This window comes from Streptomyces sp. NPDC056734 (assembly GCF_042790455.1).
In the GTDB taxonomy this organism is placed as follows: Bacteria; Actinomycetota; Actinomycetes; order Streptomycetales; family Streptomycetaceae; genus Streptomyces.
The window spans coordinates 93,953-106,349 of record NZ_JBHTZD010000013.1; the positions used below are offsets into that span (position 1 = coordinate 93,953).

Consider the following 12,397-nt stretch of genomic DNA (forward strand, 5'->3'; position numbering starts at 1 on the left):
GACCGAGACTCCGACCGCGCGGAATCACGAGGGCGACCGAGACTCCGACCGCGCGGAATCACGAGGGCGACCGAGACTCCGACCGCGCGGGGTGACAGGGCCGACAGGCACTCCGTCGCCAAGCAGTCACCGGGGCGACCGGCCCTCCGACCCCGCGCGGTCGCCAGGCCAACCGACACCCCCGCCCCGCCCCGCGCGGTCACCGGGCCGACCGGCAACCCACCACATGCCCCGAAACACCGGCCGGCCCGAACCCGTACGGGCCGGTCGCTCACGCCCAAAGGGCCACCCGGCGCTGACCGCCCGCCCCCTACGGCACGTACACGTACGGCGTCGTCGGGGTCAGTGGCTGGAAGCCGAGGCGTTCGAGGACCGGGCGGCTCTGGGCGCCCGCGTCGACCTGGAGGTAGCGGTAACCGCTGGCGACGGCGACGCGGGCGCGGTGCGCGACGAGGGCGCGGTATATGCCCCGGCCGCGGAAGGACTCGACCGTGCCGCCGCCCCACAGCCCGGCGAAGCGGGTGCCGGGCATCAGCTCCAGCCGGGCCGCGCTCACCGGCTGGTCGCCGGCCAGGGCGAGCACGGCGACGACGGAGTCCGGGTCGGCCTTCAGCTGGGCGAGCATCCGCTGCCTGAGCCGCGCGCTGTCCGTGCCGAAGGCCAGTTCATGCACCTCGGCGACGAGATCGACGCCGGGCTCGTCCGTGACAGGGACGATCCGGATGCCCTCGGGCGGCTCGGCGTCCAGGGTGAGATCGTCGACGCCACCCACCATCAGCGTCTCCTCCGGGTCCGGGGTGAATCCGGCCGCGGCGAGCCGGTGCCCGAGGTCGACGGGGAGGTCATGACCGTAGATCTTCCACTCGAACTCCCGGCCGAGCGCGGTGAAGTCGGCGATCTGGCGGGCGATCGCCGCGTCGGCGGTGGACTCGTCCAGGTCGGACCAGAGGACACCGTTCCAGCCATGGGCCGGGGCGATCTGCCGGACCACTTTCCCCACTCGTTCGATCGCCGCGTCGGGCCCGTCGGGCCGCGCACCTTCACGCATGTCCCGGTCGAACAGTGCGAGTACCCCGGAGTGATCCATACGTCACACTCCATCACCGGGACGCCCGCAAAGCAACGAAATTCGGCGAACCTCACAGTCCGGGCACCGCCGACACCGCCCAGCGCGGCGGGCGGTGGGAGCGGGCGGGACCGGGCCGGACGTAGGCTGCCGAGAAGATCGCCCATCCGGTCACCCGTCCGAAAATCGCCCCGAGGAGGCCCCGCGCCATGGTCGACCAAGCCGAGCTGCCGTATCTGCGCCGCTGTCTGGAACTGGCCGGTGAGGCGCTGGACGCCGGGGACGAGCCGTTCGGGTCGGTGCTCGTCGGGGCGGACGGCACCGTACTGGCCGAGGACCGCAACCGGATCGCGGGCGGCGACCGCACCCGGCACCCCGAGTTCGAACTGGCCCGCTGGGCGGCGGCGCGGCTGTCACCCGAGGAGCGCGCGGGGGCCACCGTCTACACGTCCGGCGAGCACTGCCCGATGTGCGCGGCGGCGCACGCCTGGGTGGGCCTGGGGCGCATCGTGTACGTGGCGTCCTCGGCACAGCTCGTGTCCTGGCTCGCGGAGCTGGGCGTCCCGGCCGCCCCGGTACGGCCGTTGCCCGTGCACGAGGTGGCCCCCGGGGTCACGGTGGCGGGACCGGTGCCGGAACTGGAGGCCGAGATCCGGGAGTTGCACCGCCGCTGCCACGCGACGAAGAGCTGACCCGGCGTTCCGCCGAGAACCATCGATCCGCCAAGAGACCTCGACCCGCCGAGAACCATCGAGCCGCCGAGCCGTCGAGCCGTCGAGAGCCGCCGCTCCACCCAAAGCCACCGCCACCACCCCCGCCACCACCCCCGCCGACACACCAAGGCCCCGCCGGAAGGGGTGACCGGCGGGGCCTGCTCGGGGGAGGTGGGTCAGCGCACCGCCCCGGGCCGGTAGCGGCGGTAGAGGGCCGCTCCCGCGAGGACCAGCGCGCCCGCGCCGAGCGCGGTGGGCACCGTCGCGTCCGCGCCCGTGTGGGCCAGCGTGGCCGTGGTGACCGGCGAGGGGTCACCGGGGGGCGCCGGGGCCGGGATGTGCCGCACCGGAGGTGCCGGCTTCGGCTCCGGCGTCACCGGACGCTCGGGCTGCACGGGCCGCTCCGGTCGGACGGGACGCTCCGGGGGCTTCTGCGGGCCCGGGCCGTTGACCGACTCGTTGCCGATGACGGGGTTGCCGACACCGACGACGTTGACGCTGTTCCCGCTGATGTTCACCGGCAGATCGACGGGCAACTGCACCCCGTTGCCGGACAGCACCCCCGGTGAGCCCTTGGACTCGCCCTCGGCCGCCGCCCCCGCGGGTGCCCCACCCGGCTTCTTCTCCCCGGTGTCCTGATTGGCGCAGGTGTTGCCCGCCGCCGGGTTGAGGAGCCCTACCACGTTCACGGTGTTGCCGCACGCGTTGACCGGGATGTCCACCGGGAGCTGGATGGTGTTGCCGGAGATCAGCCCTGGTGAACCGGTCGCGCTGCCGGACGCCCCCGAGCCGCCCGCCGCAAAGGCAGCCTGCGCGGGAAACGCCACTGCCATCGCGCCGGAGGCGGCGGCGACGGCGATCACACCGTTCCGGGTAACCCGTTTCATAGGTTCCCTGCCTTCCAGACTTGGTCACGGGCGCTCGCCCGCAACGGGTAAAACGCAGGTGAACCATCCGAGTTATGGTCAATCCTCCTTTCACTCCATCGAGTGGGCAGAGTTATCGAACTGGTCGCAAAACCGGGTATCGATCACATCACGTGATCATCCCGGCGGAGCGGCACCGTCACGGCGAACACCCCGGCAGCGCGCCCGCCGCACCCACGCAGCACCCACGACGGACACACAGCGCACACGCAAGGGCCGGAGGATACGGCGGAATCCCCGGCTCCGCTCGCCGGCGGGCGGCCCGGACAGGGGCCGCCTATGGTGGGCGAGGGCCCCGTTCCCCCGGTTCGCGGCGGCACCGGCCGAACGCCGCTCTTGGAGGCATCGATGCTGACCAGGCTGTTGGTGCGCCCCCCGGCCGGCCGACGCGCCGGCCGACCACACTCCCTGCGGCGCCGCGCCCTGCGGCACCGGGCGGTCATCGCCGCCGCCGGTCTCGCACTGCTCGGCACCACACTGCCCGCCACGGCGGCCGAGGCCGCGCCCACCGGATCCGCCGCGTCCACCGGGTCCGGCAAGTCCACCGGGCCCGGCAAGTCCAAGTCCGCCGCGTCCAGGACGTCCGTCCAGCGGGCCAGGACCACCGAGCGGGCCGAACCCGACCTCACCTCCTTCTACCGCCAGAAGGTGACCTGGGCCGCCTGCCAGGGCGAAGGCATGCCCCGGGACCTCCAGTGCGGAAAGGTCACCGTCCCCCTGGACTACGCGAAACCCGCGTCCGGGACGCTGGAGCTGGCCCTCGCCCGCTTCCGGGCCACCGGCGACAAACGGGGCTCGGTCGTCCTCAACTTCGGTGGGCCCGGCGGCTCCGGGGTGACCGAACTCGCCTACGGCGGCGAGGACTTCATGAACCTCACCGACGGCTACGACGTGGTGAGCTTCGACCCGCGCGGGGTCGGCCGCTCCGCACCCGTGACCTGCGGAACCGCCGCCTATGAAACCGACAGCGGATCGGCCGCCGCCGACTCCGCCGACCCGCTCAGCGACCCCGAGGCGCTGTTGCGGCAGTTGCGCGCGGCGGCGGCCGAGTGCGCCAAGCACTCCGGACCGGTCCAGAAGCACATAGGCACGGTCGATGTCTCCCGCGACCTGGATGTGATACGTCAGGCGCTCGGCGACCGAACCCTCAACTACCTGGGGTTCTCGTACGGCACCCGGCTCGGCGCGGTGTATGCGGCGCAGTTCCCGGACAAGGTGGGCCGGATCGCCCTGGACGGCGTGGACACCCTCACCGAACCCCTCACCGAGCAGGGCATCGCGGGCGCCAAGGGCCAGCAGACCGCGCTGGACGACTTCCTGAACTGGTGCACGGGTGACGTCGCCTGTCCGTTCGGGACGGATCCACGCCGGGCGCGCGAGGACGTCGTGCAACTGGTGCGCTCGCTGGACGAGGATCCGGTGCCGACGACCTTCAGCGGGCCGTTCACCGGTCAGGATCTGGTGGCGGCGATCGGGACGGCGCTGTACAGCGAGGAGCTGTGGCCGCTGCTGGAGCGGGCGCTGGCCTCGCTGATGGAGGACGGGGACACCCGGGGCGTGGAGAGCTTCACGGGCGGCGGCATGACCACACCGGGCGGGACACCCGTCCTGCCCCCCAAGCCCACCACCCCGACCCCCAAGCCCACCGAACGCACCGCCCCCACCGCCAAACCCACCACCCCCGCCACTCAACCCACGACCCCCACGACCCCCACCACCCCCGCCAAACCCACCGCCCCCGGCGTCGCGTCCCGGCCTGCGCCGGACGCCACCCAGGGCACGCTGACCGACGCGGAGGACGTGCCGATGGACAACCTCCCGGCCGCACTGGTCGCCGTGAACTGCGCGGACGACCCGGACCGGCCCGGCGCCGAGCGGATCACCGGCGATCTGGCCCGGCTGCGCTCGGCGTACCAGCAGGCGTCGCCGGTCTTCGGCACCTTCCGGCTCACCCAGGTGCTGCTCTGCTACGGCCGCCCCCAGGGCACGGATTTCATCCGCGAGCAGGTCAAGGACGTCGACTCGGCGAAGATGCTGCTGGTCGGCACGCGCGGCGACCCGGCGACCCCGTACCGCTGGACCGAGCAGACGGCGAAGCGGCTCGGCGACGCGGCGGTGGTCCTGGACAACAAGGGCGACGGCCACACCGGATACGCGTCCTCGAAGTGCGTGCGGGGCAAGGTGGACGCCTTCCTGCTGTACGGCTCACTGCCGCCGACCGGCAGTTCCTGCGGCGACGAGGACGACGGCTGAGGCGGCGCTACGGCTCGGTACATGACTCCCGTCCGCCAAGAAAATCCCCCGTCGCACCAAATGCCCGATCCGTGATTCCGCCCTATGGTGCTGTCATGGAGCACGCACTGAGTCCCGCGACCCTTGCCGAGCTGCGCCGCCCGCGCCCCTATCCGGCCGTCTCCGTACTGGCCCCCACCCATCGCCGTGAGCCGGACAACGCCCAGGACCCGGTCCGGCTGCGCAATGTCGTGGCCGAGGCCAAGAAGCAGTTGGAGGCGGATCCGGCGGTCACCCGGGAGCGGCGGGCCGAGGTGGTGACCCAGCTCGACCAGGCGCTCACCGAGGTCGATCTCGCGCACTCCGAGGACGGTCTGGTGATCTTCGCGGCGCCGGGCGAGCACCAGGTGTGGTCGCTGGCCCGGACCGTGCCCGAACGGGTCGTGCTCTCGGACACCTTTCTGACCCGCAATCTGGTCTCCGCGCAGGCCGCCGAGCGGCCCTTCTGGGTGCTGTCGGTCGCGGCGGACCGGATCACCCTGTGGAACGGCGGCGGGGGCCGCGTCCGCGAGGCCCGGACCGGCGGTTTCCCGCTCACCCGGGCGCCGGAGAACTTCGACCCCGAGCGGCAGGAGCGCATCGGGGACACCCCGAGCACCTACCGCGACGAGCGCACCCGCGCCTTCCTGCGCGAGGCCGACACCGCGATGGACGCCGTACTGCGCGCCCACCCCAGGCCCCTGTACGTCAGCGGTGAGACGACGGCGCTGGCCACGCTGGACGAGGTCGGCGGGGTCGCCAAGGACGCCGTGCACGTCCCGCACGGCGGGCTGGCGCAGGGCACCGGGGAGGCGGTCTGGCAGGCCGTTCGCCCGGCGGTCGAGCACGAGGCCGCCCGCGGTATCGAACGCGTGACCGGCGAACTCGAAGCCGCCCGGGGCCGCAAGGAGTTCGCGGCCGGGGTCGACGAGGTCTGGCGGAACGCCCGCGAGGCGCGCGTGCGGCTGCTCGCCGTGGAGGAGAACTTCCGGGTCACCGTCCGCGACGACGGCGACCATCTGATGCCGGCCCTGAGCGGCGATCTCGACGCCCGGGAGGACATCGTGGACGAGATCGTGGAAAAGTGCCTGGAGACGGGGGCCGCCGTCCGCTTCGTACCGGACGGCACGCTGGGCGACGCCCGGGGCATCGCGGGCGTCCTGCGCTACTGAGCGCAACACCGGCCCGGCGCCCCGCGATCCACGCCGGCCGAAGAGGCCACGCAAGGGCCGCAGAAGGGCCACACAGGGGCCGTGAAGGGGTGGGTACGTGGGTGAGCTGGGCGTTGCCGTGCTGGGGGCCGGACATATGGGTGCCGACCATATTCGGCGGCTCGGGCGGGTGGTGAGCGGGGCGCGGGTCGTCGCCGTGGCCGACCCCGACGGCGCCCGGGCCGAGCGGGCGGTCGCCGGACTGGACGGGGTGGCGCTGCACACGGACGCGGAGGCGGCGCTGGACACGCCCGGCGTCGGGGCCGTGGTCGTCGCCTCCCCCGACGTCCTGCACGAACCTGCGCTGCTCGCCGCGCTGGAACGGCGGCTTCCGGTGCTGTGCGAGAAGCCGATGGTGCCGGACCCGGCGGGCGCGCTGCGGGTGCTGGAGGCGGAGGCCGCAGTCGGGCGGCGGCTGATCCAGATCGGGTTCATGCGGCGCTACGACGCCGAGTACCGCCGGCTCAAGGAGGTGCTGGACGCGGGGCGGCTGGGACGGCCGCTGATGCTGCACTGCGTGCACCGCAATGTCTCCTCGCCGCCCGGTTTCACCTCGGCGATGCTCATCAGTAGCTCGGTGTCGCACGAGATCGACGCGGCGCGCTGGCTGCTCGGGCAGGAGATCACCGCCGTGACGGCGCTGCGGCCCGCGGTGTCCGGGCTGGCGCCCGAGGGGCTCCAGGACCCGCAGTTCCTGCTGTTCGAGACCGCGCTGGGCACGCTGGTGGACGTGGAGATCTTCGTCAACTGCGGCTTCGGCTACCAGGTGCGCTGCGAGGCCGTGTGCGAGGCGGGCAGCGCGCGCGTCGGTGCAGGGCACGGCATGGTCGTGACCCATGACGGCGAGGCGCGCGAGGACGTCCCGCAGGACTTCGTCGTACGGTTCGCCGACGCCTATGACACCGAGCTGCGGACATGGGTGGACGCCGTGCGGGACGGGCTGGTGACCGGCCCGAGCGCCTGGGACGGCTATGCCGCCACGGCGGTCGCCGAGGCGGGGGTGCGGGCGCTGGCGAGCGGCGTCCGTACGGCGGTGGAACTGGCCCCGCGCCCACGGCTGTACGCGGACACCTGACGCCTGACGCCCGCCGTACCGAACCCCGTGTGCCGTCCGCTGGGTCGAAGACCGGGTCAACCCAACGGACGATCCCTGTCGGTCCGTTCGGCCGTCGCGGGCCTTGCGGGCGGCCGGACAGAATCCAGACGTCGGCTGCTCGTCACCGGCCCGCACGCCCCGCAGGATCTGGTGGACGTGCGGGGCGGCAAGTCGCGTTCAACGGCTGGTCGGGCCCGTACGGATGTCTCCCCCGGCGCCCCGGCCAGCCGTCGCAGGGCCGCCAGGCCGCCCAGGCCGCCGGGTGCCGGACCCGCCGGGCGCACGGGCCTGTGCCACCGCACCGCTCACCCATGTCACCACCCCACCCGCCCCACCCACCTCACACGTCCGATCCCGCGTGCGCCCCCCGCAGCAGCCCGCGTACGTCGTCCAGGGAGACCGGCCGTGGATTGGCGAACGGCGTCTGGGCGAGGACCAGTTCGGCGATGCGGTCGATGTCGTCCGCCGCCATGCCCAGGTCGGCGAGCGAGCGCGGCGCCCCGAGGTCGCGCGCCAGTTCCTGGAGGGCCGTCGGCGGATACCAGGTGTTGAGGGCCCGCTTCAGCGGCTCCAGCCGGACCCGGGCGGCCTCCTCGTTGAAGGCCAGCACATAGGGCAGGACGACGGTGTGGGTCTCGGCGTGCGGCAGGTCGAGCGCGCCGCCGAGCGTGTGGCACAGCTTGTGGTGCAGGGACATCGTGGTGACGCCGAGGCAGGACCCGCACAGCCAGGCGCCGTACAGGGCGTCGCCGCGCGCCACCCGGTGGCCCGGCTCCCTGACGATCTCCGGCAGGGCGGCCACCAGACGTCGTACGCCTTCTTCGGCGAGGAGGGCCACGAAGGGGGAGGTGTCGGGGGCGTACAGGGCCTCCACGGCGTGCGCGATGGCGTTCATGGCGCTGGTGACGGAGGTCCGGGCGGGCAGGGTGAGGGTGAGGTCGGGGTCGTAGAGGACCGCGCGGGGCAGGACCGCGGGGTTCTTGCCGGTGGTTTTGCGGCCCGCGTCGGTCAGGCCCCAGACCGGGGTCATCTCCGAGCCCGCGTAGCTCGTCGGGACGGCGAGGTAGGGCAGGCCGGGGTCCAGCGCGAGCGCCTTGGCCAGACCGGTGGTCGAGCCGCCCCCGACGGCCACGCAGCCGTCCGCCCCGAGTTCCCGGGCCACCGCGCGGGCGCGGTCCGCCACGGCCACGGGGACATGCATCCGCGCCTCGGTGAACTGTCCCGCGCAGCGCGCCCCGAGCAGGTCGGCGGCCGTCGCGGCGAGCGCGCCCCGGCCCGGCGTGGACAGCACCAGCAGGCGCCGCAGGCCCAGCTCGGCCGCGAGCCGGGGCAGCGTGCCCAACGCGCCGGCGCCGAACCCGACCCGCGTGGGCGGTGGCTGGTAGTCGAACGCGAACACATCACGTCGGGCATCGTCAGGGCCCATACGGACCTCCTTCGGTGGGGTACGGGGAACGCGGAGCGCGGACTTGAGGATCGTCCCGGCCGCGTGGCGCGGCAGGGCGCCGGCGATGGCCGTACAGCACATTCTCGATCTCGGTGGGACAGACGTTCTCGCCGCCGGAGATGAGTATGTCCGCCACCCGGTCGACGGTGTACGTGTACCCCTTGTCGTCGGCGACGGCCACGCCGCCGGAGCGGAACCACCCGGGCGCCGCCCCGGGACCCGCTCGGGAAGAGCCCGGTCGTGCCGCGCGCCACCGAACGGGGCTTCCGGCACAGCCGGGACATGATGGGGGCCGGGCGGGGGATCATCACAACGCCGAGCCGGAGCAGTCCCGGCCGGGTCCGGTGGCGTGCGAGCGCTCCGTCCCGACGGCCGACCGAGCGGGATCCGAGGAGCCATGATGACCAGGGACGACAACACACAGGGCGCCACACCGGTCGCCGAGGTCATGGCGCCCGAGGAGATCACCTCGGCCGTCGTGGCGAGCTTCGCCGGTACCCCGGCGCCCCGGCTGCGGCTGCTGCTGGAGCGCCTGGTGCACCATCTGCACGCCTACGCCGCCGAGGTGGGCCTCACCCAGGAGGAGTGGTACGCCGGGATCCGCTTCCTGACCGACGCCGGTCATCTCACCACCGAGGAGCGGCAGGAGTTCATCCTCCTCTCGGACACGCTCGGGCTGTCCATGTTCGTGGACGCCCTCGACCACGAACAGGGCGGCGCGACGACGGAGTCCACCGTGCTCGGCCCGTTCTGGGCGGCGGGCGCACCGCTGCGCCCCTACGGCGGCTCTCTCGCCGAGCGCCCGGCCGGTCCGCCCGCCTGGGTGCACGGTCGGGTGCTGGACACCTCGGGCGCCCCGGTCCCCGGCGCGGTGCTCGACGTGTGGCAGAACGGCGACGACCGGCTGTACGCCGTGCAGGACCCCGGGGCGCCCGAACACCATCTGCGGGGCCGCTTCCGCACCCGCGAGGACGGCGGTTACGCGTTTCTCGCGGTGCGGCCGACGGCGTACCCGATCCCGGACGACGGGCCGGTCGGACGGATGCTGAGCGCCACCGGACGCCATCCGTGGCGGCCCGCGCACCTCCACATCAAGGTGGACGCGCCCGGCCACCGGTCGCTGACCACGCACATCTTCGACGCGGACAGCGAGTACCTGGACTCGGACACGGTCTTCGCGGTCAAGCCGTCGCTGATCCGTACGTTCGTGCCCCGTGACGCCACCGACCCCGAGCGGCCTCCAGGGGTGGACAGCGCCTGGTTCTCGGTGGAGAACGACCTCGTGCTGTCCCCGTCGCCGTCGCGGCGGCGGACCGTACGACCCACACCCTGAGCCCGGTCGCCTTCCCGTCGCCGGGGCGGCGCTTCCCGGCCCCCCGGCCCCCCGGTTCTCAGGGCTGCTCGGTCAGCTCGTGCAGGCAGCGCTCCACCGCCGGCCCCAGGTCCTCCGCTCCGGGGGCCACGACGGCGTACGTGCGCACCAGGAACCGCCGTAGCGGTGCCGTGTCGAACTGGAGCAGGGCCAGTCCGTAGGGCGAATGGAATTCGAGGACCGTGCGCGCCCGGCCGCTGGGCCAGACGTGCACGTCCCCCCACCCGGCCGGGCCGTCCAGGCCGTCCGCGAGCAGGGACCGGGCGAAGGTCCAGACGACGTCCTCGCCGGCCAGGGTGACCTCCGGCGGGAAGGCCACGTGCACGGCCAGCGGGTCGGTGGAGACATAGCGCAGGGTGGCGGGGACCGGGACGTCCTCCTCGCCGGTGATCAGGCGGGCGCGGGCGGGCTGTTCGAGGGTGATCTCCATGGGCGTCTCCCCTGCGCTGTGAGGTCGTCCGGATTTCCGGTGTGCTGTTACGACCCCGCAGACCCCGTTCACATGACGTCTCCACCATGATCAATTCATGTGATGTGCGTCACACCCAAGGGGGTGCGGACCCCGAGCGCACCGGGCCGCGCACACGGTGTCATCCGATGGTCCGTCAAGTCGCGTACGGCCTCTACGACCCGTGCCGCCCGGCGCTGTACGCCGAAGGCGCAGGACAGTCCACCTGTGAAGACGGTGGCATATGTCAGAAGCACCACCGTATCGTGTGTTGCCAAATCCCTTACGGGGCGTCGCGGGCTGTGCCACAGTCGTAGCGGTCCCATCGACAGCCCTCGTCGTACCTCTCCCGTGCCCGGCTCCGCTCGAACGGGAGACCACTTCCCCTCGGAGTGCGTCATGCCGTCCCCTCTCTCAGCGGACCGCCCTGCCGCCCAGCCGCCCGGACGCGGCCCGGTCGAAGCACTGATAACACAGACCCGACGCCTCAAGGGCGATGTGGACGCCGTACGACGGGACACCTCACGCGACGACTGCGAACCGCGCCAGCGCTGGCAGCGCGCCCTGTACGACCTGGCGCTGCATCAACTCGAAGACCTGGACGAGCACTTGGCACAACTGCGCGACGGCCCCCGCCCGGCCACCCTCGCGCGACGACCCGAGCCGCCCGCCCCCCACCCCGCCCCACGTCATGGCTCACTGCTCAGCCGGGTCGGCAGCGCGGAGTGGAATCTGCTGACCGACGAGGCCAACTGGTCCGGTGAGCTGTACGCGATCCTGGGCCGCGACCCCGCCGCTCCCGCGCTGACCCTCGACGAACTGCCCTCCCTCGTCCACGAGGAGGACCGGCCCCGGCTCACCACGATGGTCACGGACTGTCTGGTCGACGCCAAGCGGATCGACGGCGAGTTCCGGGTGCTGCGCCCCGACGGCCGGCTCCGGACCGTGCACATGATGGGCGAGCCCGTGCTCGACGCCGACGGCAGCACCGCCTCCATGTGGGCCGTGCTGCGCGATGTCAGCGCACTGCGCCGCAGCCAGGCCGCCGTGAGCGAGACCCGTGACTCGCTGCGGCGCCACCGGCAGCGGGCGCACTCCGAGCACCGGCCCGCGGTCGGGTCGCGGGAGGCCGTGTCGCTGGCGTGGCGCGGCTCCCTGCGGCTCCCGCGGCCCAGCGCCGGCCTCGACCTCGCGGCCCGCGCACTGCCCGCCTCGCCCACCGGACTGACCGGCGGCGACTGGTACGACGTACTCGAACTGCCGGACGGCGACACCCTGCTCACCGTCGGCGAACTGACCGGACGCGGGCTCGCGGTGACCTCGGACGTGGCGATGGTGCTCGGCGCGCTGCGCGGCCTGGCGATGGCCGGGACCGGGCCCGGCCAACTGCTGTCCCTGCTCAACCAGTTGCTCGACAACAGCGCCCAGCCGGCCCTCGGCAGCGCCATCTGCTGCCGCTACCGGCCGGGGAGCCGGACGCTGCGCTGGGCGCGCGCCGGACACCCCGCCCCGCTGCTGTTCCGCGACGGGACGGGGGGCCGACTGAGCGCACCGGACGGGGTGCTGCTGGGCGCGACCTCGGGTGCCGAGTACGGCGAGACCGAGACAGCCCTGGCACCGGGTGATCTGCTGCTGTTCCACACCGACGGACTGGTGCCCGCCCGGGGCCACTCCTACGGGGAGAGCCCGCTCCTCGACCTGGCCCCACGGCTGTCCGGGGCACGGACGGCACAGGACGGCCTGGACACGGTGGCGGAGGAATTCGGCGGGACCGAGCGCGAGGACGACGCCTGCGTGCTCATCGCCAGGGTGGCGTTGTAGGTGCAGGTGTAGGTGTAGGGGGAGCG

The 12,397-nt window shown here is 73.3% G+C and carries 11 protein-coding genes; 6 read left to right on the forward strand and 5 right to left on the reverse strand.

From position 1 onward, the window contains the following. Positions 1-310: 310 nt before the first annotated feature. Positions 311-1,087, reverse strand: coding sequence for a GNAT family N-acetyltransferase (locus ACFRFC_RS20815; RefSeq protein ID WP_382679034.1), 777 nt, complete (start codon positions 1,085-1,087; stop codon positions 311-313). A gap of 188 nt (positions 1,088-1,275) precedes the next feature. On the opposite strand from ACFRFC_RS20815, the gene ACFRFC_RS20820 reads away from it, so the two are divergent. Further along, positions 1,276-1,758, forward strand: a complete 483-nt coding sequence (locus ACFRFC_RS20820; RefSeq protein WP_382679031.1) for a nucleoside deaminase — start codon at positions 1,276-1,278, stop codon at positions 1,756-1,758. Positions 1,759-1,955: 197 nt separating this feature from the next. On the opposite strand, the gene ACFRFC_RS20825 is transcribed toward ACFRFC_RS20820, so the two are convergent. Continuing rightward, positions 1,956-2,666 carry a chaplin family protein gene (locus ACFRFC_RS20825; protein ID WP_382679028.1) on the reverse strand — a complete coding sequence of 237 codons (711 nt, stop codon included), beginning with the start codon at positions 2,664-2,666 and terminating at the stop codon, positions 1,956-1,958. Positions 2,667-3,053: 387 nt separating this feature from the next. Here ACFRFC_RS20825 and ACFRFC_RS20830 point away from each other — a divergent pair, with 387 nt between their 5' ends. From ACFRFC_RS20830 to ACFRFC_RS20840, 3 genes are all read left to right on the forward strand, one after another. After that, on the forward strand, positions 3,054-4,958 hold the full coding sequence (locus ACFRFC_RS20830) for an alpha/beta hydrolase (RefSeq protein ID WP_382679025.1): 1,905 nt from the start codon (positions 3,054-3,056) through the stop codon (positions 4,956-4,958). Positions 4,959-5,053: 95 nt separating this feature from the next. Further along, positions 5,054-6,148, forward strand: coding sequence for a chemotaxis protein (locus ACFRFC_RS20835; RefSeq protein WP_382679022.1), 1,095 nt, complete (start codon positions 5,054-5,056; stop codon positions 6,146-6,148). Between the two features lie 97 nt (positions 6,149-6,245). Beyond that, positions 6,246-7,262, forward strand: a complete 1,017-nt coding sequence (locus ACFRFC_RS20840; protein ID WP_382679019.1) for a Gfo/Idh/MocA family protein — start codon at positions 6,246-6,248, stop codon at positions 7,260-7,262. Between the two features lie 361 nt (positions 7,263-7,623). On the opposite strand, the gene ACFRFC_RS20845 is transcribed toward ACFRFC_RS20840, so the two are convergent. Together ACFRFC_RS20845 and ACFRFC_RS20850 are read right to left on the reverse strand one after the other, a co-directional pair. Next, positions 7,624-8,709, reverse strand: a complete 1,086-nt coding sequence (locus tag ACFRFC_RS20845) for a maleylacetate reductase (protein WP_382679016.1) — start codon at positions 8,707-8,709, stop codon at positions 7,624-7,626. Then, positions 8,699-8,911 carry a hypothetical protein gene (locus ACFRFC_RS20850; RefSeq protein WP_382679013.1) on the reverse strand — a complete coding sequence of 71 codons (213 nt, stop codon included), beginning with the start codon at positions 8,909-8,911 and terminating at the stop codon, positions 8,699-8,701. The genes ACFRFC_RS20845 and ACFRFC_RS20850 overlap by 11 nt, the downstream gene beginning before the upstream one ends. Positions 8,912-9,127: 216 nt before the next feature. Between ACFRFC_RS20850 and ACFRFC_RS20855 the strand changes: the two genes are divergently transcribed. Beyond that, on the forward strand, positions 9,128-10,063 hold the full coding sequence (locus ACFRFC_RS20855; protein ID WP_382679010.1) for a dioxygenase: 936 nt from the start codon (positions 9,128-9,130) through the stop codon (positions 10,061-10,063). 58 nt (positions 10,064-10,121) lie between these two features. On the opposite strand, the gene ACFRFC_RS20860 is transcribed toward ACFRFC_RS20855, so the two are convergent. Next, a complete protein-coding gene (locus tag ACFRFC_RS20860) occupies positions 10,122-10,532 on the reverse strand; it encodes an SsgA family sporulation/cell division regulator (RefSeq protein ID WP_382679007.1) in 411 nt (136 codons plus the stop codon). A 417-nt stretch (positions 10,533-10,949) separates the two neighbouring features. Here ACFRFC_RS20860 and ACFRFC_RS20865 point away from each other — a divergent pair, with 417 nt between their 5' ends. Then, positions 10,950-12,371, forward strand: coding sequence for a PP2C family protein-serine/threonine phosphatase (locus ACFRFC_RS20865; protein WP_382679004.1), 1,422 nt, complete (start codon positions 10,950-10,952; stop codon positions 12,369-12,371). The last annotated feature ends 26 nt before the right edge of the window (positions 12,372-12,397 follow it).

Excerpts from the sequence above, each read along its gene's own strand:
- ACFRFC_RS20815 (WP_382679034.1), bottom strand. The coding sequence starts at position 1,087 with ATGGATCACTCCGGGGTACTCGCACTGTTCGACCGGGACATGCGTGAA.
- ACFRFC_RS20820 (WP_382679031.1), top strand. The coding sequence starts at position 1,276 with ATGGTCGACCAAGCCGAGCTGCCGTATCTGCGCCGCTGTCTGGAACTG.
- ACFRFC_RS20825 (WP_382679028.1), bottom strand. The coding sequence starts at position 2,666 with ATGAAACGGGTTACCCGGAACGGTGTGATCGCCGTCGCCGCCGCCTCC.
- ACFRFC_RS20830 (WP_382679025.1), top strand. The coding sequence starts at position 3,054 with ATGCTGACCAGGCTGTTGGTGCGCCCCCCGGCCGGCCGACGCGCCGGC.
- ACFRFC_RS20835 (WP_382679022.1), top strand. The coding sequence starts at position 5,054 with ATGGAGCACGCACTGAGTCCCGCGACCCTTGCCGAGCTGCGCCGCCCG.
- ACFRFC_RS20845 (WP_382679016.1), bottom strand. The coding sequence starts at position 8,709 with ATGGGCCCTGACGATGCCCGACGTGATGTGTTCGCGTTCGACTACCAG.
- ACFRFC_RS20855 (WP_382679010.1), top strand. The coding sequence starts at position 9,128 with ATGATGACCAGGGACGACAACACACAGGGCGCCACACCGGTCGCCGAG.
- ACFRFC_RS20860 (WP_382679007.1), bottom strand. The coding sequence starts at position 10,532 with ATGGAGATCACCCTCGAACAGCCCGCCCGCGCCCGCCTGATCACCGGC.
- ACFRFC_RS20865 (WP_382679004.1), top strand. The coding sequence starts at position 10,950 with ATGCCGTCCCCTCTCTCAGCGGACCGCCCTGCCGCCCAGCCGCCCGGA.